Genomic DNA, 26,638 nt, shown 5'->3' on the forward strand with positions numbered 1-26,638 from the left:
GCACGCCGCCCTGATGTGATCAACCGTGACGAAACGTCACGCCCATGACCGTACCGAACGAAATACCCTGAGGCGGGTGCCGTGCCCGCCCGAAATGCCTCAGGCGCCGGGACGCCAGCCGGCCACGAAGCTGTCGATATTGCTGATACCGATATCCTTCAGCTCGCGGTGGTCCAGCCCGGCCAGCTCATCGCGCAGGCGGGACCGCTCGATGCGCAAGGCCAGGGGCGCGGCGATCCGGCTGCCCAGGAAACCGGCGGCAAGACCCAGGAGGGTGCGGACCTCGGACACCGGAGAGGGAGCGCACGGCCGGACGGTGGGGGAAAGGGACATGGCGACACCTGTACTTGAATGACTTCAAGAAGCATATGGGACTATTGTGCGCCGCAACAATTTCCATGATTGCATGGCCCCATGCCGGCAACGCAGGCGTGGGTGACAGGCGGGCCGTCAGGCGATAGTCTGTTCGCCCCATCGCCACCAAGCCAGGAGCGAAGCATGAGCGGCCCCATCAGCCAACGCCTGAAGCAGCTGGGCATCGAGCTGCCCACCCCGCCGGCCGCCGTGGCCAATTACGTTCCCTTCGTGCAGACCGGCAATCTGGTGTTCGTGTCCGGCCAGCTGCCGCTGGACAACGGCAAGCTGGCGGTGACCGGCAAGCTGGGAGACGGCGTCTCCATCGAGGACGGCATCCGGGCGGCCAGGCTGTGCGCCATCAACCTGCTGGCCCAGGCCCGTGCCGCCGCCGGCGGCGACATCGAGCGCATCCGGCGTCTGGTCCGCCTCACCGCCTTCGTGGCCTGCACGCCCGCCTTCACCGACCAGCCCAAGGTGGTCAACGGCGCCTCGGACCTGATGGCAGAGGTGCTGGGCGAGGCCGGCCGCCACGCCCGCGTCGCGGTGGGCGCGCCGTCCCTGCCGCTGGACGTGGCGGTGGAGATCGAGGGAATCTTCGAACTGGGCTGAGCCGGCCTGAAGCGGCCGATCAGGCGGCGGTCTCGGCCAGCAGCGTGTCGCCGCAGCCGATCACCCGGTCCTTGCCCGATTGCTTGGCGGCATACATGCGATGGTCGGCGCGCTCGACCAGCTCGTTCCAGCTTTCGGTGCCGTCGGCGACACGCTCGGCCACCCCGATGGAGGCGGTCAGCGGCCGACCGTCGGGACGCATGCCGAGACCGGCGGAGCGCAGCCGGGCGATGGCGATGGCGGCGCCGGCCGGATCGGTGTTGGGCATCACCGCCAGGAACTCCTCGCCGCCCCAGCGGATCAGGATGTCGCCGCGGCGCAAAACCTTGCGCAGCGAGGCCGACGCGGCGCGCAGGGCGTTGTCGCCCTCCTCGTGGCCGTACTTGTCGTTGATGGACTTGAAGTTGTCGAGATCCACGAAGGCCAGCGACAGCGGCGTCTTGGACCGCATGGCGGTGACGAATTGCTGGACCAGCATCTCCTCGCCCACCCGGCGGTTATAGGCCCGGGTCAGGCCGTCATGGGAGGACTGGTCCACCAGCTGGCTCATGAAATGCAGCTGGCTCATGCCGGACAGCGTCGCCACCATGGCCAGCAGCAGCAGAAGCCACTGGGCGCCCAGATGGGACGCGAAAGGCAGCAGCTGATAGCCCAGGGTCCCGGTCAGGAAATAGGCCAACACCATCGGCAACCCAAGCAAGGCGCCTTCCAGGGCGGTGATGGGAAACACCGACAGCCCGGCCACCATGACGAAGGGCAGGAAGGCGTAGCCGGCGGCGATCACCTGCTGGGCCGGGTCGTTGATGGCGAATTGGGCCAGCAGCGGATGGCTGATCAGGAAGAACACGGTGGGAATGGTCAGCAGCCACACCAGCCCCCAGCGGGCCACGACAACGCTGTCGGAGCCGCGATAGGACAGGGCCAGCAGCACGAAGGCGATGGACGCCATCACGCGCAGCGCCGCCAGATACATGGCCAGCGTCGTCTCGAAGATGATCAGGTCCACCGGAATCCACAGGGGCGTCAGGACGGCGAAGGTGGCCGCCACCAGCCGGACGCGCGACAGGATCAGCAGCGAGCGGCGGCGCTGCACGAAGGCGGATTGGCGGGTCGGCAGAAACAGATCGAAAATCTCGGACATCGTCATTCCGGAGAACACGATGCCCAGGACCTTCTTTATAACGGCTTTGAAAACAAGCACGTCGCGCCTTCCTTATGCCCTTTGCGCACATTGGCTGACGGTAATGCGGTACTGGAATCGTTGCAAGAAAAACTACCTCCTTGGGGTATGCCCCCGGAACGGGTGGGGGCATGCTTTGGTTTGAGGGCTCCTTCCATCTGCTGATTGACGCGCCCCCCGTTAATTCGGTATTACGATACCAAATTGGGCGACAGACCCACGGGAGTGAAACACGATGCCCCACAGGGCGACCGAGGAGACCCAGCGCCAGGCCCTGGCCGAGCGCGTCGCGGCGAGACTGGCCGAGCGGGACAGCGTGTCCCGCCTGCTGGGCATCGCGCTGGATGCCATTCGCCCCGGCTATGCCCGCATGACCCTGACGGTGCGGGCCGACATGCTGAACGGCGTCGGCATCGGCCATGGCGGCATCACCTACACCCTGGCCGACACGGCCTTCGCCTATGCCTGCAATTCCCATGACCGGCCGGCGGTGGCGCTGTCTTGCACCATCACCTATCCGGCGGCGGCGCGCCAGGGCGACCGTCTCACCGCCGAATGCCGGGAGATTCTCCGCAAGGGCCGCAACGGCACCTACGACTGCACCGTCACCACCCAGACCGGCGAGGTGGTCGCCCTGTTCCGCGGCCAGTGCCGAATCCTCGAAGGCCATATCGTCGAAGGAAATCCATAGATGACCGAAGCGCTGATCTGCGACTACACCCGCACTCCCGTCGGCCGCTACGGCGGCGTGCTTTCCGGCATGCGCACCGACGACCTGGCGGCGCACCCCATCAAGGCCCTGATGGCCCGCCATGCCGGGCTGGACTGGAACCTGCTGGACGAGGTCGTCTACGGCTGCGCCAACCAGGCGGGCGAGGACAACCGCAACGTGGCCCGCATGGCCCTGCTGCTGGCCGGGCTGCCCCATTCCATCGGCGGCACCACCTTGAACCGTCTGTGCGGGTCGGGCATGGACGCGGTGGGCTACGCGGCCCGCGCCGTCATGACCGGCGAGGCCGAGCTGATGATCGCCGGCGGCGTGGAAAGCATGAGCCGCGCCCCCTTCGTCATGAACAAGGCCGACAGCGCCTTTTCCCGCGACGCCCGCATCTACGACACCACCATCGGCTGGCGCTTCGTCAACACCCTGATGGAGAAGGCCTACGGCACCGATTCCATGCCGGAAACCGCCGAGAACGTCGCCGAGCAGTTCAAGATCAGCCGCGAGGACCAGGATGCCTTCGCGCTTCGCTCCCAGGCCAAGGCCTCGGCGGCGCAGAAGAACGGCCGCCTGGGCCTGGAGATCTCTCCCGTCACCCTTCCCGCCCGCAAGGGCGACCCGGTGGTGGTGAGCAATGACGAGCACCCGCGCGAGACCACCATCGAGGCCCTGGCCAAGCTGAAGGCGCCGTTCCGCGCCGGCGGCTCGGTCACGGCCGGCAACGCGTCGGGCGTCAACGACGGCGCGGCGGCCCTGCTGATCGCCTCGCCCAAGGCCGCCAAGGCCCATGGGCTGACCCCCATCGCCCGCATCCTGGGCATGGCCACCGCCGGGGTCGAGCCGCGCATCATGGGCATCGGTCCGGTGCCCGCCACCAACAAGCTGCTGGCCCGGCTGGGTCTCTCCATGGCCGACCTGGACGTCATGGAGTTCAACGAGGCCTTTGCCGCCCAGGCCCTGGCCTGCACGCGCCAACTGGGTCTCGCCGACGATGATGCCCGCGTCAATCCCAACGGCGGCGCCATCGCGCTCGGCCATCCGCTCGGCATGACCGGGGCACGCATCGTCGGCACCGCCGCCCTGCAACTGGCCCAGACCGGCGGCAAGCGGGCCCTGGCCACCATGTGCATCGGCGTCGGCCAGGGCATCGCCATGGTCATCGAGAAGGTTTAATCTGCTTTTGTCCTGGCGAAGGCCCCGATCAGAGGGCCTCGCCGCTTCGGGAGGATACTTATGTCCAAGACTGCGCACCGCCGGATTCCGCCGGCCAAGGAACTGCTCGACCCCATCGAGATCGCCAGCCGCGACCAGATCACCGCGCTGCAGACCGAACGCATGAAATGGTCGCTGACCCATGCCTACGACAATGTCGAGCACTACCGGAAGAAGTGCCAGGACAAGGGCGTCCATCCCGACGACTTCAAGGAATTGAAGGATCTGGCCAAGTTCCCCTTCACCACCAAGTCGGATCTGCGCGACACCTACCCCTTCGGCATGTTCGCCGTGCCCATGGATGACGTGGTGCGCGTCCACGCCAGCTCGGGCACCACCGGCAAGCCCACCGTGGTCGGCTATACCCGGAACGACATCGACATGTGGGCCAACGTGATGGCCCGGTCCATCCGCGCCGCCGGCGGCCGCAAACAGGACAAGTGCCACGTCTCCTACGGCTACGGCCTGTTCACCGGCGGCCTGGGCGCCCATTACGGCGCCGAGCGCCTGGGCTGTACCGTCATCCCCATGTCGGGCGGCCAGACCGAGAAGCAGATCCAGCTGATCATGGACTTCAAGCCCGAGATCATCATGGTCACCCCCAGCTACATGCTGGCCATCGCCGACGAGATGGACCGCATGGGCATCGACACCAAGACCTGCCCGCTGCAGGTGGGGATCTTCGGCGCCGAGCCCTGGACGGGGGCCATGCGCGAGGAGATCGAGGCCCGCATGGGCATCGAGGCGGTGGACATCTACGGCCTGTCGGAAGTGATCGGTCCCGGCGTCGCCTGCGAATGCGTCGAGACCAAGGACGGCCTGCATCTGTGGGAAGACCACTTCTATCCCGAGATCATCGACCCGCACACCGGCGAGGTGCTGCCCGACGGCTCCATGGGCGAGCTGGTGTTCACCAGCCTGACCAAGGAAGCGCTGCCCATCATCCGCTACCGCACCCGCGACCTGACCCAGCTGCTGCCGGGCACGGCGCGCTCCATGCGGCGCATGGGCAAGATCACCGGGCGGTCGGACGACATGCTGATCATCCGCGGCGTCAACGTCTTCCCGACCCAGATCGAGGAGCTGATCCTCAAGGATTACCGCCTGGCGCCTCACTACCAGCTGGAAGTCACCCGCGACGGCCACCTGGACTCGGTGACGGTCAACGTGGAGGTGCGCGCCGACCAGCCCTACGACGACAGCGCCCTGGCGGCGGCCTCCAAGGACCTGCAGCACCACATCAAGTCCTATATCGGCATCAGCACCAAGGTGAACGTGCTCGCCCCCAACTCCATCGAGCGCTCCATGGGCAAGGCCAAGCGGGTGATCGACAAGCGGCCCAAGGCCTGAGACCGGCCGGGCGGCGCGGCCTCAGGCCGACGCCGCCTGGTTGCTCATGTATTGCGAGAACAGCAGGTCATGGGTGCGGATATGCTCGATCAGCAGATGCCGCAGCACCTGGGATTCGGCCATCATCACGTCGGAATCGCCCAGGTCGAATCCGGCCTGGATGCGGCGCAGCTGCTCCATCAGGCGGTCATGCTCGGTTTCATGGCCGCCGATGTCGGGATAGGCGGCGAAGCGCATCAGCACCATTTCCGACATGAAATGCACGTCGGTGAAATCCAGCAGCTGATCCACCAGCGCCCGGATTTCGTCGGCCGAGGCCCCCGCTTCCAGCGCACGTTCCAGGGCGGCGATCAGCCCGACCTGGACGCGGTGCTCGCCGTCCATTTCCGCCTGCCCATCCTCCATACCGGATACCGAGTTCATGGAGACCTCCCCGCAAGAATCCAATAGCAGAGATGGCCCTCGCCCCGGCCAATTCCAACACTGCCTATGCGCATAGGCTGGGCGGCTCCATGTGCCAGCGGATCAGTTCCGGCATGTCCACCAGCACCAGCTGATCGGTCATTTCCGCCGAGTGGCGGGCCTTGTCGGAAAAGCGCGAGGTGGTCACCAGATAGCCGCGCAGGGCGTTGTGCTCGGCCACCACGCCCCTCATCTGCTGCACCACCGGCCGTCCCACCAGATTCCCGGCGGAGTGGCGCTTGCACTGGACGACGATCAGCCCGCGCGGATGACGGGCGAAGCCGTCCACGCCCATGTCGTTGGTCTTGGCCGTTACCCAGGCCTCCATGCCGCTGCGGGAAAAGAAGCTCATGACGTGGCACTCGAAGTCGAACGGGTTCATCGCCTGCAGGGCCCGGCGCAGTTGGGTCTCGTCCCGGGGCAGTTCGCGGCCGACCGCCCCCAGCAGGCCGGCCGGCACGGTCCGGCGCGGCAAGGGGCTGACCATCCGTCCCGCCGGTTCCCCGCTTGCCGCCGCCACGCCGTCCAGAACGGCGACGATCCCCGCCGCCCCTAGGAACATCAGCAGCAGCGAGGAGCCGCCCAGGATGCCGCCCAGGGCGGCCATGCCCAGACCGTGGGCGCCCGCCAGCGGCAGGGTCAGCAGCCCCATGGGCAAGGCCACCCTGACCGGCCGGGGCAACGGCAGCGCCCGGTAATCGCCCAGCGCCCGCCCCACCCTGTCGGCCACCTGCCGCACCGCTTGGCTCGACCGCAGCACCCGGTCGAGATGGCGGGCCTTTTCCAGCGGCCCATCGGAGGAGGCAAGGATCTCCGCCGCCTGCCCCAGACGCGAAACCGCCTCGGCCCGCGGGCCACTTTCGGATAAGTCGTTGATCATCTTGATGAAAATTTCCACCAACCAGTTTCTGAGGGAGGTGGCCACCAAATCACCGCACATGCGCCTTCTCTCAAAAAATGCATGGAAGGCATTCTATAAACCAAATTTGGCGAACAGAAGGTTACCGCAGAACGAATTCGAGATATGACAAAAGTACATTTTCGCCATATCGAAGGAATTATGGTGATGCTGCAGCATAAAGCGAGTTAACAACGCAAGGTAAACACGCAATCTATTATTAGATGATTGATAAACAACAACATCATCTTTTAGCAATTATTGCCGCCGCCGCGCATCCTTCCACACGACAACTTCACAACCCCAAAAACAAGACCCCGCCGGGAATTCCCCGGCGGGGTCTAGACGCGGCAGCAAGGCGGAAGCGGTGCTACATGGGGGTGAGGCCCAGCTTGCCGAACAGGCTCTTGTCCTGGCCCGGCGCGGCGTTCCTGGCGGTCAGCAGCTTCTGGCCGCAGAACACCGAATTGGCCCCGGCCAGGAAGCACAGCGACTGCATCTCCTCGCTCATGCCCTCGCGGCCGGCCGACAGGCGGACGAAGGATTTGGGCATGGTGATGCGGGCCACGGCGATGGTGCGGATGAAGTCGAAATTATCGGGACGCTCGGCATTGGCCAGCGGCGTGCCCTGGATGGGGATCAAGAGGTTGATCGGCACGCTGTCGGGATGCTTGGGCATGTTGGCCAGGGTCTGGATCATACGGGCGCGGTCGGTCCGCGTCTCGCCCAGGCCGACGATGCCGCCCGAACAGACGTGCAGGCCGGCGTCGCGCACCACGTCCAGGGTATCCAGGCGGTCCTGGAAGGTCCGGGTGGTGATCACCTCGGCGTAATGCTCGGGGCTGGTGTCGATGTTGTGGTTGTAATAGTCGAGGCCGGCTTCCTTCAGGCGCTGGGCCTGCCACTTATCCAGCAGGCCGAAGGTGGCGCAGGTTTCCATGCCCAGCGCCTTGACGCCCTCGATCATGGCCACCGCCACCTCGAAATCGTCGCCCTTGGGGCCGCGCCAGGCGGCGCCCATGCAGAAGCGGGAAGCGCCCTCCTCCTTGGCCTTGCGGGCGGATTCGACCACCTCCTCCACCGCCAGGAGCTTTTCCTTTTCCAGCCCCGTGGCGTAGTGGGCGCTTTGCGGGCAATAGGAGCAATCCTCGGGGCAGGACCCGGTCTTGATGGAGATCAGGCGCGACACCTGGACGCGGTTGGCGTCGAAATGGGCGCGATGCACCGTCTGGGCCTGGAACATCAGGTCGTTGAAGGGAAGCGCGAACAGCGCCTCGATCTCCTCGGTGCTCCAGTCGTGCCGGAGCCCGTCGTCCTTCGCCGCCATGTCAACTGCTGCCTGAACCGTCACCGCCGTGTCCTCTTATGATGCCTTGCGGGGGCCGCAATGTAGTCCCCCGCATGCGCCCTTTGCAACAGGAGCGAAAACCCTCTATCAAATCGCGGAAAGAAAGGGCAAGTCGCGGTGATGATGGGCTTGGACGACAGCATCGGACACTTCCTCGACGGCCTGGACCAGGCCGGGCGCAGACGGGTGTTGCGCCCGGTCGAACCCCTGCCCGCCGGCCGGGTGCGGGTGGGCGGGCGCGAGCTGGTCAACTTTTCCTCAAACGACTATCTCGGCCTGTCCCGCCACCCGGAAGTGGTGGAGCGTTCGCGGCGCTGGCTGAACGAATACGGCGCCGGTTCGGGCGCCTCGCGCCTCGTCACCGGCCACCTGGCCGCCATGGAGGCGCTGGAGGCCAAGATCGCCCGGGCCAAGCAGACCGAGGCCGCCCTGATCCTGGCCAGCGGCTGGCAGTGCAACGCCTCGGTGCTGCCCGCGCTGCTGGACAAGGCCCTGTGGGGGGCCGAGCCCCTGGTCTTCGCCGACAAGCTGATCCACGCCAGCCTGCATGCCGGGCTGGAGCTGTCGGGGGCGCGGCGCCACCGCTATCGCCACGACGATTTCGACCATCTGGAAAGCCTGCTCGAGGCCCACGCCGACAAGCCCGGTCCACGCTTCATCGTCACCGAGACGGTGTTCTCCATGGACGGCGACGTCACCGACATGGAAGCCCTGTCGGCCCTGGCCAAGCGCTGGAACGCCTTCCTCTACGTGGACGAGGCCCACGCCACCGGCGTTCTGGGGCCCCAGGGCTTCGGCCTGTCGCCGGGCATGGGCGCCGACATCGCCATGGGCACCTTCTCCAAGGGCATGGGCAGTTTCGGCGCTTACGTGGCGTGCTCGGCCCGGCTGCGGGAATTGCTGATCAACCGCGCCTCGGGGCTGATCTACGCCACCGGCCTGCCGCCGGCCACCCTGGGCGCCATCGACGCCGCCATGGATCTGGTGCCGCGCCTGGAGGGCGAGCGTGCCCGTCTGCAGATGATGGCCCGGCGCCTGCGCGAGGGATTGCGGGCGGCGGGACTGGACACCGGCCCCTCGGCCTGCCAGATCGTGCCCCTCATCCTCGGCGACGAGCGGCGCACCCTCGACATCGCCAGGGCGCTGGAGGCGCGCGGCCTGCTGGGCATCGCCATCCGCCCGCCCACCGTGCCGCCGGGCACCAGCCGCATCCGCTTCGCCCTGTCGGCGGTCCATTCCGACGCCGACATCGACCGGCTGCTGGCCGCCATCGTGGAGTGCGTGGAGGCCGCCAAGTGAGCCCGCCGCTGCTCGCCGTCCACGGTTGGGGCTTCGATGCCGGGTTCTGGATGCCGGTGCTGGAGCGGCTGCCCGATTTCAGGGGCGATTGCGTCGACATGGGCTTCTACGGCCGGCCGAAGCGCCCCAAGGTGCCGCGCCCGCTGATCCTGGCCCATTCCATGGGGCTGGCCTGGGCGCTGGCCAACATTCCGCGCCCCTGGGCGGGATTGCTGGCGGTCAACGCCTTTCCCCGCTTCACCCGCGCCCCCAGTTTCATCGATGGGGTTCCCCCCCGGCTGGTGGAGCGCATGCTGGCCCGCTTCGACGAGGCGCCCCAGCAGGTGACCGCCGATTTTCTCCTCCGCTGCGGCATCCAGTCACCCGACGTTTCGATGATTGCCGCCGAGCCGCTCAAGGAAAGCCTGTCCTGGCTGGCCCGTTGCGACGAGCGCACCGCGCTGCGCATGCTGCCCTGCCCGGTGCTGGCCCTGGCCGGAACCGGCGACCCCATCGTCCCCCAGGGCATGAGCCTCGCCAGCTTCGCGCCCGAGGACCTGATTCTGGCCGAGGGCGGAGGCCATCTGCTGCCCCTCACCCATCCCGACTGGGTGGCGTCGCAGGTCCGTCTCCTCGCCGCGAGGCTGGAGGCATGAGCCGCAAGACGGCCATCGCCGGGGCCTTTTCCGCCGCCGCCGGCAGCTACGAGGCCGCCGCCCGCGCCCAGGTCCGGGCCGCCGACGCCCTGGTGGAGGAACTGGGGCCGCTTTCCGCCCCCCTCAGGGTGCTGGAACTGGGATGCGGCACCGGCCTGCTGACCCGCCGCCTCGCCGCCGCCCTGCCCGCCGGTTCCGCCATCCTCGCCACCGATCTCAGCCCGGCCATGGTCGCGGCGGCCGTCAAGGCCCTCCCGACCGTCTCATTCGCGGTGATGGATGCCGAGGCCCCCCATGTCAGCGGGCCGTTCGACCTGATCGCCTCCTCCCTGGCGGCCCAGTGGTTCGCCGACCTGCCGGGCGCCCTGGCCCGGCTGGCCGGGCTGCTGGCCCCCGGCGGGCGGCTGCTGCTCGCCACCCTGGGCGACGGCACCTTCGCCCAGTGGAAGGAGGCCCACCGCGCCCTGGGTCTGGTCTCCGGCGTGCCCGACTATCCCGACGCGCGGAAGCTGGCCGCCATGCTGCCCGGCGCCCGGGTGGAATCGCGCCCCGTGACCCTGGACTACGCCGACGGACGGGATTTCCTCAAATCCCTGGAAGCACTGGGCGCCCAGACCCCCAGGCCCGGCCATCGCCCGTTGCCGCCGGGCCAACTCCGGCGCATCATCAGGGCCATGGGGAAACCTTGCACCGTCACCTGGGACATTCTGCTGCTGGACTACCGCGTATGAGGGGCGTCTTCGTCACCGGCACCGACACCGACGTGGGCAAGACCCTGGTCTCCGCCTGGCTGGCCCAGCACTGGGCGGCCGATTACTGGAAGCCCGTCCAGACCGGATCGGCCCAGGGCACCGATTTCGACTCCGTCGCCCGTCTCGCCCCCGCCGCCCGCATCCATCCCTCGGGCGTCGTGCTGGCCGCGCCCCTGTCGCCCCACGAGGCGGCGCGGCGCGAGAAGACCCGCATCGATCTCACCTCCCTGGTGCCGCCCGCCACCGACCGCCCCCTGGTGGTGGAAGGGGCCGGCGGGGTCCTGGTGCCCATCAACGAGGTGGCGCTGATGATCGACCTGATGGAGCGCCTCGCCCTGCCCGCCCTGGTGGTGGCCCGCTCGGGCCTGGGCACCATCAACCACACCCTGATGACCCTGGAGATGCTGCGCCGCCGCCAGGTGCCCATCCTGGGCGTGGTGATGAACGGCCAGAAGAACCCCGCCAACCGCGAGGCCATCGAACATTACGGCGGCATCCGCGTGCTGGCCGAGATCGAGGCCCTGCCCGCCGTCACCGCCGCCATCATCGCCGGCCTGCCGCCGCCAACCTTTTCCTGTCCGGGTGAACCATGACCTTGTCCTATGACGATCTCCGGGCGCTGGACGCCCGCCATGTCTGGCATCCCTTCACCCAGGCCGGCACCGCCAAGCCGGCCATCCTGGCCCTGGGCGCCAGGGGGACGACCATCTTCGCCGCCGACGGGCGCGAATATCTGGACATGGTGTCGTCGTGGTGGGTCAACCTGCACGGCCACGCCAACCCGGCCATCGCCCAGGCCGTCGCCGACCAGGCCGGACGCCTGGAGCAGGTGATCTTCGCGGACTTCACCCACGAGCCCGCCGCCCGCCTCGCCGCCCGCGTGTGCCGGCGCCTGCCCGGCGACCTCAACCGGGCGTTCTATTCCGACGACGGCTCCACCGCCGTCGAGGTGGCGCTGAAGCTGGCGCACCAGTACTGGCGCAACCAGGGAAGCCAGCGCAAGACCTACATCGCCTTCGAGGGCGGCTATCACGGCGATACCGCCGGGGCCATGTCGGCCGGGCATTCCTCGGGCTATTTCAACGCCTGGAAGGACATGCTGTTCCCGGTGCAGACCGTGCCCTTCCCCGCCACCTGGGACGGCGACGCCGAGGTGGAGGCCAAGGAGCAGGCGGCGCTGGACGCCATCGACATGGTGTTCGTCACCCAACCCGACCGCGTCTCCGCCGTGATCATCGAGCCGCTGATCCAGGGTGCCGGCGGCATGCGCATGTGCCGCCCCGACTTCCTGGTGAAGCTGGAGGCCAAGGTGCGCGAGCACGGTTCGCTTCTGATCCTCGACGAGGTGATGACCGGCTTCGGGCGCACCGGCGACGTCTTCGCCTGCGCCAAGGCCGGCATCACCCCGGACCTGATCTGTCTGTCCAAGGGGCTGACCGGCGGCTTCCTGCCGCTGTCCATGACCGTGGCCAGGGACGGCATCTTCGAGGCCTTCCTGGGCCAGGATCTGTCCCGGGCCTTCCTGCACGGCCATTCCTACACCGCCAATCCCATCGGCTGCGCCGCCGGGCTGGCCTCGCTCGACCTGCTGGAAGGCCCCGACTGCCAGCAGCGCATCGCGGCCATCGAGGCCATCCACCGGGAGCGCCTGGACGGACTGAAGGCGCTGGCCAACGTCGCCCACACGCGGCTGACCGGCACGGTGGCGGCGCTGGACGTCATCGGCGGCGGCAAGGGCTACGAGGCGGGCATCGGCCCCCGGATGAAGGCCGCCTTCCTGGAACGCGGCCTGCTGCTGCGCCCCCTGGGCAACGTGCTCTACCTGCTGCCCCCCTACTGCATCACCGATGCCGAACTGCACCGCGCCTGGGACGCGGTGGACGAGGTGCTGCGGACACTGAGCAAATGAACCGGCGCCTCCTCCGCCAGCTGCCGCTGCTGCTGATCCTCGTGGGCCTCGCCGCCGCCGGCTTCTGGTGGTGGTGGCGCGTTTCCGCTCCGGAAGTGGTGCTGGTGCCGCCCAAGCGCGGCCCGGCGGTGGAGGCCATCTACGCCACCGGCACGGTGGAGGCGGAGAAATGGGCGCGCATCGCCCCCGTCGCGCCGGGACGCATCGCCGAGATTCTGGCCGCCGAGGGCGACACGGTGAAGGAGGGCCAGCCGCTGGCCCGCCTGGACGACCGCGAGGCCCGCGCCCGCATCGCCGAGCTGGAGGCCAAGGCCGCCTATTGGCGCGAAGAGATGAACCGCTCGGCGGCGCTGACCGAGCGCGGCTACCGCTCCACCGAGGCCACCCAGAAGGCGCGGAGCGAATACGCCCAGATCACCGCCGCCATCAACGCGGCGCGGCAGAAGCGCTCGGACCTGCTGGTCACCTCGCCCATGGACGGCGTGGTCCTGAAGCGCGACGGCGAGATCGGCGAACTGGCCGAGGTCAAGGACGCCCTGTTCTGGGTGGGGGCGCCGCGCCCGTTGCGCATCACCGCCGAGGTGGACGAGGAGGACATCGCCCGGGTGAGGATCGGCCAGAAGGTGCTGATCAAGGCCGACGCCTTCGCCGAGAAGGTGCTGGAAGCCCGGGTCGACCGCGTCACGCCCAAGGGCGACCCGGTCAACAAGACCTTCCGCGTCCGCGTGGCGCTTCCCGACGACACCCCGCTGCTGGTGGGCATGACCACCGAGATCAACATCATCACCGCCGAGCACGCCGAAGCCCTGCTGCTGCCGGTCACCGCGCTCAAGGACGGCAGCACGGCGCTGGTGGTGGAGAACGGGCGGGTGGCCCCCCTTCCCCTGGCCATCGGCATCCGCGGCCGTACCATGGTGGAGGTGACCGGCGGGCTCGAGTCCGGCCAGCCGGTCATCGCCTCGCCTCCCGCCGGGATGAAGCCCGGCGACCGCGTCCGGGTGAAATAGGTGCTGCCGCTCGGCCTCGCCATCGCGCTCCAGCATCTGCGCCACCGGCGGCGCCAGACCCTGGTGTCGCTGCTGGGCGTGTCGCTGGGCGTCGCCTTCTTCATCGGCATCTCGGCCATGATGCAGGGCTTCCAGCGCGACTTCATCGCGCGGATCATCGACGTGCAGCCCCACATCATCGTCAAGGACGAGGTGCGCGCCGCGCCGAAACAGGCGGTGGAGCGGGCCTATCCCGACGGTGCCGTCGCGCTTCACGGCCTGAAGCCCCGGGAAGAGGTGCGCGGCATCCGGGGCGCCCGCAACATGCTGGCGACGCTCGAGGAGGTGCCCGGCGTCCACGTCGCCCCGGCGCTGTCGGGCAACCTGCTGCTGCGCTTCGGCGGCAAGGACGTCTCGGTCAACGTCACCGGCATCCAGCCCGAACGGGAGCGCCACGTCACCCATCTGGAAAAGGACCTGCTGTCGGGCTCGCTGGACGCGCTCTACACCACGTCGAACGGCATCATCCTGGGCGAAGGCGTGGCGGCCAAGGCCGGCATCCGCAAGGACGACCTGATCTCGGCGGTGTCGCCCCAGGGCGTGATGCTGAAGATGAAGGTGGTGGGGATCTTCCGCAGCAACATCACGCTGATGGATAATTTCGAGGTCTACACCCTCTTGAAGAAGGCGCAGATCCTCCAGAACCGTCCCAACGTCATCAACCGCCTCAATCTTCGCCTCGACGACGTGGAGCAGGCCGGGCCGCTGGCCGCCGAGATCGAGCGGCGCTTCGGCTACCGCTCGGAGCCCTGGATGGAGCAGTCGCGCAACGTGCTGGGCATCTTCGTCATCCAGAACGCCATCATGTATTCCACGGTCAGCGCCATCCTGATCGTCGCCTGCTTCGGCATCTTCAACGTCATCTCCACCGTGGTGTTCGAGAAGACCAGGGACATCGGCATCCTGAAATCCATGGGCTTCCGGGATCGTGACATCCGCCGCATCTTCGTCCTGGAGGGATTGATCGTCGGCCTGATCGGCACGGTGATCGGCTGGCTGATGGGCTGGGGCCTGATCGAGTTCATGGCCTCCATCGACTTCAAGATGGAAGGCTTCGTCAAGGCCGAGGGCTTCGTGCTCTACCGCACGCCCAGGCACTACGCCATCAGCGCCCTGATGGCCATCACCTCGGCCACCCTGGCGGCCTGGGTGCCGGCGCGCCGCGCCTCCCGCCTCAATCCGGTGGACATCGTGCGGGGAGCCGGTTGATGGACGCGGCCATCGAGGCGAGAGGCGTGACCCGCGAACTGCCCGGCCCGGTGCCGGTCACCCTGGTGCGCGACATCGACCTGACCATCGGACGGGGCGAGTTCGTGGCGGTGACCGGGCCGTCCGGCTCGGGCAAGTCGTCGCTGCTCTACCTGCTGGGGCTGCTCGACATCCCCACCGCCGGGTCGGTGTGGCTGCAGGGCAAGGATACCGGCGGCCTGTCGCCCGATGCCATGGCCGACCTGCGCCTGGCCTCCATCGGCTTCGTCTTCCAGTTCCACTTCCTGCTGCCGGAATTCACCTGCCAGGCCAATGTGGAAATTCCCATCCGCCGCCTGGGAGCCCTGAGCGATTCCCAGGCGGCCAAGCGGGCCAGCGGGCTGCTGGACTCCCTGGAACTGGCCGACCACCGGCGCAAGTATCCCGACCAGCTGTCGGGCGGCCAGCGCCAGCGGGTCGCCATCGCCCGGGCGCTGGCCAACGACCCGCCGCTGATCCTGGCCGACGAGCCCACCGGCAACCTGGACACCCGCACCGCCCATCTGGTGTTCGAACTGTTCCGCGATCTTGCCCAACGGCAGAACCGCACGGTGGTGGTGGTCACCCACGATGCCGAACTGGCGCAGACCGCCGATCGCCGCATCCATCTGGTGGACGGGCGGATCGTCGATTAGCCGGTGTCCGGGATGAGCGGGCCTTCTGCCCGCTGCGCTGCCGGCCGCGAAAGGGGTCAGACCCCCATCTTGGCGGCAAGGATGGCCGCCTGGGTGCGGTTCTCGCAGCCCAGCGCCCGCAGGATGGCGGTGACATGCAGCTTGACGGTGATCTCGGCCAGGGTGAGATCGCGGGCGATTTCCTTGTTGGATTTGCCCTGGCGCAGCATGGCCAGCACGTCGCGCTGGCGGGGCGTCAGCAGCGAATGCAATTGCTCGCCGCTGATGTCGCCCGCCGCGGGAGCGGGAGAATCGGGAACGACGATATGTGGGCTGACGAAGGTGTCGCCCGCCAGCACCGAACGGATGCCCGCCATCATGGAGGCGCTGCCGGCGGATTTACAGATGTAGCCGTGGGCGCCGCTGTCCAGCGCCTTCCTGACCGTCTGCGGTTCCTCGGATGCGGAGACCACCACCAGATAGATGTCGGGCGCCGAGCGCCGGACCGCCCCGATGGCGGAAAATCCATCCATTCCGGGCATGGACAGATCCATCAACGCCACGTCGATGTCGCCGTTGGCACGCACCAGATTGAGCATCTGATTGAAATCCGAGGCCTCGATGATGTCGAGGGACTCGTCGGACAGGCTTTCCAGAACCATGCGCACGCCTTCACGGAACAACGCATGATCGTCGGCAAGAAGAACCTTCATTGCACAAAATCCCCAATAAGTCAGCCGCCCGGCCAGCCCGAACCCCTTCGGCCTGCCCACGCGGGAGGCGCGTCACACAGTCGACGCGAACCACTTCTTCCCTCCGGCAACCGAACCGCCCCCATGGCGAGCCCGGCCAACCGGCAACCCCAGAACCCGTAATACTTTAATCATGCTTTGGTCCAGGGAGCAACGCCGGATATGCAAGAGCATGACAGATATTCGCCAATTTAAAATATCACTCCCGGGTGTGAAACACATTTATCAGCATAAGTTGAATCTGTCGAAATGCATAAGCACAGCCCATCAGGCCGACACCCTACGCCGGCAGGCACATTCCGCATTTTTTCTGGCAGTTTCCTTAGCAGAACCCATTATTCCAATGGGTAAAACTTCAATCGCTACAAATAATCACAAATCAAATTTGGCAATACTGGCAAATATAGGTGGCTATCCCGGCGATATCGTCACGATGAAATCGCGGCAGCGGGACGGCGTTCACCGGCTCGTCGGAAGCTAGCGCGACAATGCTTGTTTCGGCGGGAGCCAGCATGGACTTGCCCAGGGACGGATCCCAAACTTCCAGCTTGGGATGGGATGCCCATTTATAGCCCTCGATCAGCAACAGATCGATTCCGGCGAAGCGTTCCATCAGCCAGTCGAGGGGCGGCTCCGTCTCGCCCGGATGGATTTCATGGATCAGGGCGAAGCGGTGCGGCGAGGCCACAACGCATTCCACCGCGCCGGCGCGGGCCAGGGCCCGGCACTCCTCGTCACCCACGGCGGGGTCGTGGTGGGTGTGCTTAACGGTGGCGACCCTGATCCCGGCCCCGACCAGGGCGGGGATCAGCCGGACGAGCAGGGTGGTCTTGCCGCTGCCGCTCCAGCCGGCGATTCCGAAGACTTTCATGACGGCCAGCCTATCAAACCGGCCGCCATGGGCAAGGGGCTATCGCCGAACCGTCGCCAGGAAGGAATCCACCTCGTGGTTCAGGGCGGTGGCGGGCCGCGACAGGTCCTTGGCCGCCCAGATCACCCGGATGGCCGCCGCGCAGTAGCGCACCGCCGCCTGGGTCACCGAGGCGACGCCGTCGCCCACCACGGCGGCGTCGCCGTCCATCTCCTCGACGCATTGCTCGATGCGGCCGGTGACCTCGCGCTGGCGGGCCACGGCCCCGGCCACCTCGCCGGCGATGCGGTCCATGCGCAGGATGGCCTCGCCGATACCGTCGATGGCCAGGGCGGTGTCGGCGGTGGCCCCCTGGATCTCCGCCACCTGGGAGGCGATCTCGCGGGTGGAGCGGGCGGTCTGGTGGGCCAGGTGCTTGACCTCGCCCGCCACCACGGCGAAGCCCTTGCCCGCCTCGCCGGCCCGCTGGGCCTCGATGGTGGCGTTGAGGGCCAGCATGTTGGTGCGCTGGGCGATCTCCTCGATCATGGTCACCACCCGCCCGATGCGCCCGGCCACCTCGGACAGGCTCTGAATGCGCCCGGTGGCGGCATTGAGGCGGACCACCGCGTCCTGGGCGATGGCCGCGGCGCCCTCCGCCCCGGCCGAGATTTCCCGCACCGAGCCCCCCAGCTCCGTGGTGGCCTCGGCCACCGAGCGCACCGTCGCCCGGCACTGGCGGGCGGCCTCGGCCACGGACAGCGCGCTGCTCTTGCCGCTGTCGGTCCCCGAGGTCATGCGCTCGGCGGTGTCGCGAATGCCCACCGCGTTGGAGGCGACCAGATCGGCGGTGCTCTTCACCGCCTGCTCGAAGCCCTCGGCCAGGGCCAGCAGATGGGCCCGGTTGGCGGCATCGGCCTTGGCCCGGATGGAGTGCTGCTCGTCCTGCAGCCGCACCATGGCGATGGCGTTCTCCTTGAACACCCCCACGGCGCGGGCCATGTCGCCTATCTCGTCCTTTCGCCCGGTGCCGGGCACGGCGACGGCGTGGTCGCCGTGGGACAGCCGCTCCATGGCATCCTGGATGAGACGCACCGGCCGGGTGATGGAATGGGCGATCACCAGGCAGGCGGCCAGGAAGGACAGGCCGGCCAGCATGCCGACCAGGGCCACCTGACGCCCGGTGGCGCGGCGTTCGGCCTCCTGGGCGGCGATGGCCTGGGCCATGCCCTCGCGGGCGAAGGCCAGGACCCGCTGCATCACCGGCTGCAGCGACTGGAAACCGGCGCGGACCTCGGCCAGCTCGGCCCTGACCGCCCGGGCACCGGCGGCGAAGGCCTGGAGGTCCTCGCCATAGGTGGCGCTGAGGCGCCGCAGATCGTCGCGGGTGGACGCGGGCAGGATCGAGCTGTCCAGGGCCATGTCCAGCTGGCCGAGGGCGGCCTGATGCCGCCCCAGGGCGTCCCCCTGCCCGTCCAGCATGAAATCGCGCTCGGCCAGCCGCAGCCTGGTCACCGCCAGCGACAGCGGCGCCGAGGACGGCCACATGGCCAGTTCCTGCTCCACGGCGCGCGAGGATTCGGTGAGGCGGGCCCGCAATCCCGAAGACGGCGAGAGGCCGAGACGGGTCATCTCCTCCTCCAGCCGGGCGAAGGAGAGGGCGATGGCCTCGACCCCAACCTGGGCCTCGCCCACCGCCTGGGCCATGGGGCCTCCGGCCGACAGCTCGGCCACCGCGTCCAGCCGTTCGCGGATCTGGTCGAGGTCGTGGCGAAGGGCCTGGGCGGTGGCGGCGTCGTGCTCGCGGGCGAACACCTCCATCAGGTTCTGGGCCACCGCCGAGCGGGCCCGCACGTCGCCGGCCAGATCGTTGAGCCGGCGATAGGAATCCTGGTCCTGCAGCATGGCCTCGATGCGCTGCCCGGCGGCGAGATAGACGCTGCCGAACACCACGGCGGCCGCCAGGGCCAGGACGACCAGGAGAATGAAGCGGCCACGGATGGGAAGGTCGGCCAGGAATGGAACCTCGCCGGCCTTGAGACCTTCACGCGCCCAGGCCCAGGCCCAGGTCCAGGAAGGGGGGCGAAGACCGAACACGTCGGCTGTAACGGCATCCTGCTTCACGATCATGTCCTCGAGGCTCGATGATCCCCCTTCCCCCTGGGCGGGATCATAAGAGCCAAGCGGGACTCTTCCGTGTCAGGGCGGTTACGGTTTGGTGACTCAGCCCGTGGCCGCCACCGCCCCCCGTCCCTCGCGGGTCATGGACAGGAAACGCAGGCATTGCTGCTCGCGGTCATAGCCGAGCAAGGTGCCCAGGATGAAATCCTCCTCGGGCGTCAGGCGGCACAGCGGCTTGGTCACCACGTGGCGCACCAACTCGACGCAGGCCTCGCGGCCGAAGAAGACGTTGACCTTTTTCGGGCTGACCGTCTGGACGTGGTATTCGATGCCTTCATAGCGCAGCCGGTTGACCACCAGCAGCGCCTCCTGGGCGCCCATGGTCATCATGAACAGCTGGCGGACCCCCTTGCGGTGCTCGTAGAGCCGGTGGACGAGGTCTCCCATGACCTGTGACCTCATCGCAGTTGCTCCAGCCATGCGTCGATCCGGCCGTTGGTCAGGTGGGACTGGGTGTCCTCGTCGAGGGCCAGGCCGACGAACCGCCCGTCCCTGAGCGCCGTGGAGCCGGTAAAGTCATAGCCGGCAATATCGGTGAAGCCGACCACCTCGCCTCCCCGCGCCACCACCTTGTCGTAAAGGATGCCCATGGCATCGACGAAGCTGTCGGGATAGGTCAACTGGTCGCCGGTACCGAACAGCGCCACCTTGCGCGACGACAGATCCGCCGCCTCGAGCTGGCCCAGGTGCAGGTCCCAGTCGGTCTGCAACTCCCCCATGCCATAGGTGGGGCTGCCCAGGATCAACAGGTCGCACGCCTCGTAATCCTCGGTCCGCGCCTCCTGGACGTCGAGCAATTGGCCGCCGATCCGCTTGGCGATGCGGGCCGCCACCTCCCTGGTGGCTCCCGCATCCGATCCGAAAATCACGGTCACGTTCATTGGGCTGCTCCCGGCCTGTGGTTGATGGAGCATCATACTGCGATTGATAATGAGTCGCAATATCTTTGGGCGCCGTGGACACTCGCCGACGCGGCTGACCTATCGTCCAGACCCATTCGGAGGCGCAGCCCCCGAAGATAGCCTCAAACCCGAACCAGATGCACGTCGGTGATGGGCTTCTTGCCGTGGGTATCGCGCAGCGAACGGCGTACCGCCAGGCGGGCGGCCTCGCGCACCACGCCGTCGTCGCGGCGGACCTTCAAGGGCAGTTCCTCGATGGCGTCCCTCACCGCTTCCACCACGGCGTCGTGCTCCTCCGCCTCGTGGGCGGCGTCGAGCAGGCCCAGCGCGGTCAGCTGCGGGTCGCCCAGAAGCTTGCCCACCTTGTCCAGCACCACGGTGACCACGGCCGAGCCGTTGAACACCATGCGCCGCCGGTTGCGCAGGATCTCGGAATCGAGGCGCACGATGCGCGGCCCGTCCACGCACAGCTTGCCGGTGGGAACGTGGTCCACCACCTCGACCGGGCCGGGGGCCAGGCGCAGCATGGCGCCGTTGGCGGTCTCCACCGCCTCCTCCACCCCACAGGCCCGCGCCAGCCGGGCGTGCTCCTGCAGGTGGCGGGCCTCGCCATGCACCGGCACGGCGAGGCGCGGACGCAGCAGGCGGTACATCTCCTCCATCTCCTCGCGGGCCGGATGGCCCGAGACGTGGACGAACTCGTCCTTCTCGGTCACCACCTCGACGCCCAGGCGGACCAGATCGTTCTGCAGCCTGAAGATGTCCTTCTCGTTGCCGGGAATGATGCGCGACGAGAAGATGCAGACGTCGCCCTTGCCCAGCTTGACGTGGGGATGGTCGCCGGACGCGATGCGGGCCAGGGCGGCGCGGGGCTCGCCCTGGCTGCCGGTGCAGATGTAGACCACCTTGTCCTTGGGCAGGTAGCCGGCGTCGTGCTCGGTGAGAAACGGCGGCAGATCGGCGAGATAGCCGTTCTCGCGCGCCGCCTTGTCGATGCGCCACAGGCTGCGGCCCACCAGGGCGACGTTGCGGTCGTTGGCCATGGCCGCCACGGCGATGCTTTCCAGCCGCGCCACGTTGGTGGCGAAGCACGATACCGCAATACGGCCGTCGAAGCGCCCCAGCAGCTCGATCAGGCTGCCGCGCACCTGGGATTCCGAGCCCGAATGGCCCTTGGTGAAGACGTTAGTGGAATCGCCGATCAGGGCCAGGACGCCGTCCTTGCCCACCCGGCGCAGGGCCTCGGCATCGGTGGGCAGGCCCAGCAGCGGATCGGGGTCGAACTTCCAGTCGCCGGTATGGACGACGGTGCCCAGCGGCGTGCGGATGGCCAGCAGATTCGGCTCGGGGATGGAATGAGTGATGGAGATCATTTCGATCTCGAACGGACCCACCGCGAAGCGCGACCCCAGCTCAACTACGTTGAGAGGCACCTGGGTGTGCAGGCCGGTCTCGTGCAGCTTGTTCTTCAGGATGGAGGCCGAGAACGGCGTCGCCCACACCGGACAGCGCAGGCGGTCCCACAGGTACTGGATGGCGCCCAGATGGTCCTCGTGGCCATGGGTCAGCACGATGCCCGCCAACTTGTCGCGGCGCTCCTCGATCCAGGCGGGATCGGCCATCACCACGTCGACCATGGGCATGGTCTCGTCGCCGAAGGAGACACCGCAATCGACCATCAGCCACTTGCCGCCGTAGCCGTACAGCGCCAGGTTCATGCCGATCTCGCCGACGCCCCCCAGCGGCAGAAAGAGGAGTTCGCCCTGGCTCATCCCCGCACCGGGGCGGTATTGCGGCGGTTGATCTCGAGGAGGCCGCGCAGGGTGAGGTCGGCGTCCAGCGCGTTGATCACCTTGGTGGCCTCGGCGAACAGCGGCGCCAGCCCGCCGGTGGCCACCACCAGCATGTCGGAGCCGAACTCCTCCTTGATACGCTTCACCAATCCCTCGATCAGGCCGACATAGCCCCAGAAGATACCCGACTGCATGGCCGGCACCGTGGCGCGGCCGATCACCTGGCGCGGGCGGCCGATGGCGACGCGCGGCAGCTTGGCGGCGGCCATGTGCAGCGCCTCCAGCGACAGGTTGATGCCGGGCGAGATGGCGCCGCCGCAGTAATTGCCCTCGGCGTCCACCACGTCGAAGGTGGTGGCGGTGCCGAAATCGATGACGATCAGCGGCCCCTTGTAGTACTTGTGCGCCGCCACGGCGTTGACCAGACGGTCGGCGCCCACTTCCTCGGGGCGGTCCAGCAGGATGGAGAGGCCGAGATCGACGCCCTCGTCCCCCACCACCAGCGGCTCGCACTTGAAGTAGCGGCGGCACAGCGTCTTCAGCCCGAACACCATGGCCGGCACCACCGAGGCGATGATCGCCGAGGTGATGTCCAGGCGGTTCAGCCCCTCGATGGTCAGCAGCTGGGTGAGCCAGACCCCCAGCTCGTCGGCGGTGCGCTCGGAATCGGTCGAGGCACGCCACTCGCCGCGCAGGGTGTCGCCGTCATAGACGGCGAAGACGATGTTGGTGTTGCCCGAATCGATGGCCAACAGCATGGATGAGCTCCGTCACAATCCCGGAAAGAACACGTCGCCGGCCAGCACCCGGCGGATACCGGCCTCGCCCTGGTCGAGCAGCATGCCGCCCTCCTGGTCGAGGCCCTTGAACACGCCGGACAGCGTCCCGGCCTCGAGGCGGACCACCGCCGCCTCGCCCAATCCCCGCGCCCGGTCCAGCCAGGCGGCACGCACCGGCGCGAATCCCTCGCTCCGCCAGCGGGCCAGCCACGGGCCGAAATGCCGGCAAAGGGCGGTCAGGACCGGCACAGTATCGCCGCCATAGCCCAGTTCCACCAGCGCCATGGTCGCATACAAGGTCTCGCCCGGCGCGGGCCGCGCCGCCACATCGACGCCGATGCCCAGCACCAGCCAGCCGTCGCCGGCGCTTTCCAGCAGCATGCCCGCCACCTTGCGGCCGTCGATCAGCACGTCGTTGGGCCACTTGCAGCGCACATCGTGACCCGGCACCACTTCGTCAAGGGCCTCGGCCAGGGCCAGCGCCGCCACGAAGCCGATCTGGGCCGCCTCGGCCAGCGGCCGATGGATGCGAATGGCCAACGAGGCGTGCAGATTGCCTTCGGGGCTTTCCCAGGCCCGGCCGCGCCGGCCGCGCCCCGCGGTCTGGCGAGCCGCGGTCACCACCAAAAGATCGGCGGCGGTGCCGTCCTCGACCCGCCGCCGCGCCTCGTCGTTGGTGCTGCCGACGCTGTCCAGGCCCACATGGCTGAACGGCGCCGGCAGTTGAATGGTGGTCATCCCGCCGCCGGGAACAGCACCTGGGCCGCCGCCTTGGCGCTGGTGACCAGCGGCGCCGGGATCAGGGTGAAGGCCAGGATCACCAGGGTGGACACCGCCATGATCAGGGACATGGACGCGCCCACCGGCTTGTCGAAGGCTTCCACCGGCTCGTCGAAGTACATGACCTTGATGATGCGCAGGTAGTAGTAGGCGCTCACCACCGAGGACAGCAGGCCGATGATGGCCAGGGTGTAGAGGCCGGACTCGACGGCGGCCATGAACACGTAGAACTTGCCCCAGAAGCCGGCCAGCGGCGGCACGCCCGCCATGGAGAACATCAGCACCGCCATGACGAAGGCCATCATGGGGTGGGTCTTGGACAGGCCGGCCAGATCGTCGATGCCCTCGACCATGCGGCCCTTCTGGCGCATGGACAGGATCACCGCGAAGGTGCCCACGTTCATGAACAGGTAGATGGCCAGATAGATCAGCACGCCCTGGATGCCCAGGGTCGAGCCGGCGGCGATGCCCACCAGCACGAAGCCCACATGGCCGATGGACGAATAGGCCATCAGACGCTTGATGTTGGTCTGGACCACGGCGGCGAAGGCGCCGACGAACATGGAGCCGATGGCGATGAAGGTCACCACCTGGCGCCACTGCTCCACCAGATCGGCGAAGGGGCCGGTCATGACGCGCACCAGCAGGCACAAGGCGGCGATCTTGGGGGCCACCGCGAAGAACGAGGTCACCGGAGTGGGCGCGCCCTCGTAGACGTCCGGCGCCCACATGTGGAACGGCACCGCCGAGACCTTGAAGCTCAGGCCCGCCAGCACGAAGACCAGACCGGCGATGACGCCGAGATTGGGCTTCACCGGGTGCTCGTGGCCGCCCGAGAACAGGTTGGCCAGGGTGTCGAACGAGGTGGTGCCGGCGAAGCCGTAGATCAGCGAGACGCCGTAGAGCAGCAGGCCCGAGGCCAGGGCGCCCAGCACGAAGTACTTGAGGCCCGCCTCGGTGGCCCGGGCGTTGTCGCGGTTGTAGGCGGCCAGCACGTAGAGCGACAGGCTCTGCAGCTCGAGACCCAGGTAGAGAGCGATGAAATCGTTGGCCGAGATCATCATCATCATGCCCAGCGTGGCGAACAGCACCAGCACCGGGTATTCGAAGCGGCCGATCTTCTCGCGCTCGAGGTAAGGCAGCGACATGGCCGCCGCGATGGCCGAGGCCACCAGCACCATGCCCTTGGCGAAGCCGGCGAAGCGGTCGGCGACGAACAGGCCGCCGAAGGCCACCAGCCGCTCGCCGCCCAGGCTGGAGACCAGCACCATGGCGGCGCCCAGCGCCAGGATCACCAGGACCGACACCGACTTGGTGCTGTCCTCCTTGCGGAACACGCCCAGCATCAGCAGGGCCAGACCGGCCACCGCCAGAAAGATTTCCGGCAGGACCGGGACGAGGTCGAGAGTCTTGATCACGTCTTAGGTCCCCCTCAGCGGGCAGCCAGCGTCAGGCCGTCATGGGCGGCCCGAGCAAGCTCGTAATTGGAGATCAGCTTGGTCACCGACGCATGCATCGGCTCGAGGAAGGTGCCGGGAGCGACACCCATCCAGATGGTCATGATCACCAGCGGCGCGAACACCGCGATCTCGCGCGGGCTCATGTCGAGGATGCCCTTCAGGTCCTCGCGGGTGAGCCGGCCGAACACCACGCGGCGATAGAGGTACAGCATGTAGGCGGCACCCAGGACCAGACCGGTGGCGGCGAAGAACGCCACCCAGGTGTTGACCTGGAACACGCCCATCAGCACCAGGAACTCGCCGACGAAGCCGGCGGTGCCGGGCAGGCCCACCGAGGCCATGGTGAACAGCATGAACACCGCCGCGTACTTGGGCATGCGGGTGGCGAGGCCGCCGTAGCGGGCGATCTCGCGGGTGTGCATGCGGTCGTAGATCACGCCGACGCACAGGAACAGCGCGCCCGACACGATGCCGTGGGACAGCATCTGGTAGAGCGCACCCTCCACGCCCTGGGTGGTCATGGAGAAGATGCCGATGGTGACGTAGCCCATGTGGGCGACCGACGAATAGGCGATCAGCTTCTTCATGTCGTCCTGCACCAGGGCCACCAGCGAGGTGTAGATCACCGCGACGATGGAGAGCGTGTAGATCAGCGGCGTGAAGTACACCGACGCGTCCGGCAGCATGGGAATGGAGAAGCGGATGAAGCCGTAGGCGCCCATCTTCAGCAGCACGCCGGCCAGGATCACCGAACCGCCGGTGGGCGCTTCCACGTGGGCGTCGGGCAGCCAGGTGTGGACCGGCCACATGGGAACCTTCACCGCGAAGGAGGCGAAGAAGGCCAGCCACAGCCACAGCTGCATCTTGAAGGGGAACGAGTGGGCCATCAGCGACGGGATGTCGGTGGTGTGGGCGTCGAAATACATGGCCAGCATGGCGACCAGCATCAGCACCGAGCCCAGCAGGGTGTAGAGGAAGAACTTGAACGCCGCGTACACCCGGCGCGCCCCGCCCCACACGCCGATGATGATGAACATCGGGATCAGGACGGCCTCGAAGAAGATGTAGAACAGCACCAGATCCAGCGCGCAGAACATGCCGATCATCATGGTCTCGAGGATCATGAAGGCCACCATGTATTCCTTGACCCGCTTCTCCACCGAGCCGAAGGCGGCCAGGATGCAGATGGGGGTCAGGAAGGTGGAGAGCAGCACGAACCACACCGAGATGCCGTCAACGCCCATGGAATAGGCGATGGTGGTTCCGGGGAACCACAGCGCGGTCTCCTTCAGCTGGAAGTCCGGCGAGGCGCCGTTGAACTTCGCCAGGATGAACAGCGACACCACGAAGGTGGCGATGGAGGTCAGCAGCGCCACGTTGCGGGCGTTGCGCGCCACCACCTCGGTTTCGCCGCGGATGGTGAGGATGAACAGCGCTCCGGCCAGGGGCAGGAACGTGGTCAGCGAGAGAAGGGGCCAGTCGTTCATGGGGCGTCTTCCTC

27 protein-coding genes are annotated in these 26,638 nt (G+C 67.7%); 12 read left to right on the forward strand and 15 right to left on the reverse strand.

Annotation, left to right across the window (positions count from 1 at the left end):
- Window positions 1-99: 99 nt before the first annotated feature.
- Window positions 100-333, reverse strand: coding sequence for a DUF1127 domain-containing protein (locus tag ACV4UZ_RS12205; RefSeq protein WP_491601095.1), 234 nt, complete (start codon window positions 331-333; stop codon window positions 100-102).
- A 165-nt stretch (window positions 334-498) separates the two neighbouring features.
- Here ACV4UZ_RS12205 and ACV4UZ_RS12210 point away from each other — a divergent pair, with 165 nt between their 5' ends.
- Window positions 499-966, forward strand: a complete 468-nt coding sequence (locus ACV4UZ_RS12210; protein ID WP_491601096.1) for a RidA family protein — start codon at window positions 499-501, stop codon at window positions 964-966.
- 19 nt (window positions 967-985) lie between these two features.
- Here ACV4UZ_RS12210 and ACV4UZ_RS12215 read toward each other — a convergent pair whose 3' ends face one another.
- Window positions 986-2,107 (reverse strand): GGDEF domain-containing protein, encoded by a 1,122-nt coding sequence (locus ACV4UZ_RS12215; RefSeq protein ID WP_491601097.1) that lies wholly within the window; start codon window positions 2,105-2,107, stop codon window positions 986-988.
- Window positions 2,108-2,381: 274 nt separating this feature from the next.
- Between ACV4UZ_RS12215 and paaI the strand changes: the two genes are divergently transcribed.
- The 3 genes from paaI to paaK are packed head-to-tail and all read left to right on the forward strand — an operon-like array spanning window position 2,382 to window position 5,429.
- A complete protein-coding gene (gene paaI, locus ACV4UZ_RS12220; RefSeq protein WP_491601098.1) occupies window positions 2,382-2,837 on the forward strand; it encodes a hydroxyphenylacetyl-CoA thioesterase PaaI in 456 nt (151 codons plus the stop codon).
- A complete protein-coding gene (pcaF, locus tag ACV4UZ_RS12225) occupies window positions 2,838-4,040 on the forward strand; it encodes a 3-oxoadipyl-CoA thiolase (RefSeq protein ID WP_491601099.1) in 1,203 nt (400 codons plus the stop codon).
- Window positions 4,041-4,100: 60 nt separating this feature from the next.
- Entirely contained in the window at window positions 4,101-5,429 is a 1,329-nt protein-coding gene (gene paaK, locus ACV4UZ_RS12230) for a phenylacetate--CoA ligase PaaK (protein WP_491601100.1), read from the forward strand.
- A gap of 21 nt (window positions 5,430-5,450) precedes the next feature.
- Here paaK and ACV4UZ_RS12235 read toward each other — a convergent pair whose 3' ends face one another.
- The 3 genes from ACV4UZ_RS12235 to bioB all read right to left on the reverse strand — a co-directional run bounded on the left by ACV4UZ_RS12235 (window position 5,451) and on the right by bioB (window position 8,116).
- Window positions 5,451-5,852: a bacteriohemerythrin gene (locus ACV4UZ_RS12235; protein ID WP_491601101.1), complete on the reverse strand. Its 402-nt coding sequence runs from the start codon at window positions 5,850-5,852 to the stop codon at window positions 5,451-5,453.
- A gap of 64 nt (window positions 5,853-5,916) precedes the next feature.
- Window positions 5,917-6,771, reverse strand: coding sequence for a restriction endonuclease (locus ACV4UZ_RS12240; protein ID WP_491601102.1), 855 nt, complete (start codon window positions 6,769-6,771; stop codon window positions 5,917-5,919).
- 388 nt (window positions 6,772-7,159) lie between these two features.
- Window positions 7,160-8,116, reverse strand: coding sequence for a biotin synthase BioB (bioB, locus tag ACV4UZ_RS12245; RefSeq protein WP_491601103.1), 957 nt, complete (start codon window positions 8,114-8,116; stop codon window positions 7,160-7,162).
- A 141-nt stretch (window positions 8,117-8,257) separates the two neighbouring features.
- On the opposite strand from bioB, the gene ACV4UZ_RS12250 reads away from it, so the two are divergent.
- From ACV4UZ_RS12250 to ACV4UZ_RS12285, 8 genes are read left to right on the forward strand one after another with little or no spacing between them, the layout of a single operon-like run.
- Window positions 8,258-9,436: an aminotransferase class I/II-fold pyridoxal phosphate-dependent enzyme gene (locus tag ACV4UZ_RS12250; RefSeq protein ID WP_491601104.1), complete on the forward strand. Its 1,179-nt coding sequence runs from the start codon at window positions 8,258-8,260 to the stop codon at window positions 9,434-9,436.
- Window positions 9,433-10,071 carry an alpha/beta fold hydrolase gene (locus tag ACV4UZ_RS12255; protein WP_491601105.1) on the forward strand — a complete coding sequence of 213 codons (639 nt, stop codon included), beginning with the start codon at window positions 9,433-9,435 and terminating at the stop codon, window positions 10,069-10,071. The genes ACV4UZ_RS12250 and ACV4UZ_RS12255 overlap by 4 nt, the downstream gene beginning before the upstream one ends.
- Window positions 10,068-10,802 carry a methyltransferase domain-containing protein gene (locus ACV4UZ_RS12260; RefSeq protein ID WP_491601106.1) on the forward strand — a complete coding sequence of 245 codons (735 nt, stop codon included), beginning with the start codon at window positions 10,068-10,070 and terminating at the stop codon, window positions 10,800-10,802. Before ACV4UZ_RS12255 ends, ACV4UZ_RS12260 begins: the two co-directional genes overlap by 4 nt.
- Entirely contained in the window at window positions 10,799-11,416 is a 618-nt protein-coding gene (gene bioD / locus ACV4UZ_RS12265; protein WP_491601107.1) for a dethiobiotin synthase, read from the forward strand. Before ACV4UZ_RS12260 ends, bioD begins: the two co-directional genes overlap by 4 nt.
- Window positions 11,413-12,732, forward strand: a complete 1,320-nt coding sequence (bioA, locus tag ACV4UZ_RS12270; RefSeq protein ID WP_491601108.1) for an adenosylmethionine--8-amino-7-oxononanoate transaminase — start codon at window positions 11,413-11,415, stop codon at window positions 12,730-12,732. The genes bioD and bioA overlap by 4 nt, the downstream gene beginning before the upstream one ends.
- On the forward strand, window positions 12,729-13,739 hold the full coding sequence (locus ACV4UZ_RS12275; protein WP_491601109.1) for an efflux RND transporter periplasmic adaptor subunit: 1,011 nt from the start codon (window positions 12,729-12,731) through the stop codon (window positions 13,737-13,739). The genes bioA and ACV4UZ_RS12275 overlap by 4 nt, the downstream gene beginning before the upstream one ends.
- Window positions 13,740-14,987: an ABC transporter permease gene (locus ACV4UZ_RS12280; protein ID WP_491601110.1), complete on the forward strand. Its 1,248-nt coding sequence runs from the start codon at window positions 13,740-13,742 to the stop codon at window positions 14,985-14,987.
- Window positions 14,987-15,661, forward strand: a complete 675-nt coding sequence (locus ACV4UZ_RS12285) for an ABC transporter ATP-binding protein (RefSeq protein WP_491601111.1) — start codon at window positions 14,987-14,989, stop codon at window positions 15,659-15,661. Before ACV4UZ_RS12280 ends, ACV4UZ_RS12285 begins: the two co-directional genes overlap by 1 nt.
- Before the next feature lie 56 nt (window positions 15,662-15,717).
- Here the strand turns inward: ACV4UZ_RS12285 and ACV4UZ_RS12290 are convergent, their stop codons facing one another.
- From ACV4UZ_RS12290 to ACV4UZ_RS12335, 10 genes are all read right to left on the reverse strand, one after another.
- Window positions 15,718-16,353, reverse strand: a complete 636-nt coding sequence (locus ACV4UZ_RS12290; RefSeq protein ID WP_491601112.1) for a response regulator — start codon at window positions 16,351-16,353, stop codon at window positions 15,718-15,720.
- A gap of 418 nt (window positions 16,354-16,771) precedes the next feature.
- Window positions 16,772-17,263 (reverse strand): molybdopterin-guanine dinucleotide biosynthesis protein B, encoded by a 492-nt coding sequence (gene mobB / locus ACV4UZ_RS12295; protein WP_491601113.1) that lies wholly within the window; start codon window positions 17,261-17,263, stop codon window positions 16,772-16,774.
- Between the two features lie 39 nt (window positions 17,264-17,302).
- On the reverse strand, window positions 17,303-19,372 hold the full coding sequence (locus ACV4UZ_RS12300; protein ID WP_491601114.1) for a methyl-accepting chemotaxis protein: 2,070 nt from the start codon (window positions 19,370-19,372) through the stop codon (window positions 17,303-17,305).
- Window positions 19,373-19,465: 93 nt separating this feature from the next.
- Window positions 19,466-19,825 carry a DUF2023 family protein gene (locus ACV4UZ_RS12305; RefSeq protein WP_491601115.1) on the reverse strand — a complete coding sequence of 120 codons (360 nt, stop codon included), beginning with the start codon at window positions 19,823-19,825 and terminating at the stop codon, window positions 19,466-19,468.
- Window positions 19,822-20,304, reverse strand: coding sequence for a flavodoxin FldA (fldA, locus tag ACV4UZ_RS12310; RefSeq protein ID WP_491601116.1), 483 nt, complete (start codon window positions 20,302-20,304; stop codon window positions 19,822-19,824). Before fldA ends, ACV4UZ_RS12305 begins: the two co-directional genes overlap by 4 nt.
- A gap of 143 nt (window positions 20,305-20,447) precedes the next feature.
- Entirely contained in the window at window positions 20,448-22,097 is a 1,650-nt protein-coding gene (locus ACV4UZ_RS12315; protein WP_491601117.1) for a ribonuclease J, read from the reverse strand.
- Window positions 22,094-22,876: a type III pantothenate kinase gene (locus ACV4UZ_RS12320; RefSeq protein WP_491601118.1), complete on the reverse strand. Its 783-nt coding sequence runs from the start codon at window positions 22,874-22,876 to the stop codon at window positions 22,094-22,096. Before ACV4UZ_RS12320 ends, ACV4UZ_RS12315 begins: the two co-directional genes overlap by 4 nt.
- 12 nt (window positions 22,877-22,888) lie before the next feature.
- Window positions 22,889-23,635, reverse strand: coding sequence for a biotin--[acetyl-CoA-carboxylase] ligase (locus ACV4UZ_RS12325; RefSeq protein WP_491601119.1), 747 nt, complete (start codon window positions 23,633-23,635; stop codon window positions 22,889-22,891).
- Window positions 23,632-25,095, reverse strand: a complete 1,464-nt coding sequence (gene nuoN / locus ACV4UZ_RS12330) for an NADH-quinone oxidoreductase subunit NuoN (RefSeq protein ID WP_491601120.1) — start codon at window positions 25,093-25,095, stop codon at window positions 23,632-23,634. Before nuoN ends, ACV4UZ_RS12325 begins: the two co-directional genes overlap by 4 nt.
- A 14-nt stretch (window positions 25,096-25,109) precedes the next feature.
- Window positions 25,110-26,624 carry an NADH-quinone oxidoreductase subunit M gene (locus ACV4UZ_RS12335; protein ID WP_491601121.1) on the reverse strand — a complete coding sequence of 505 codons (1,515 nt, stop codon included), beginning with the start codon at window positions 26,622-26,624 and terminating at the stop codon, window positions 25,110-25,112.
- Window positions 26,625-26,638: the final 14 nt, after the last annotated feature.

The sequence above is a fragment of the Paramagnetospirillum sp. genome (assembly GCF_058402745.1).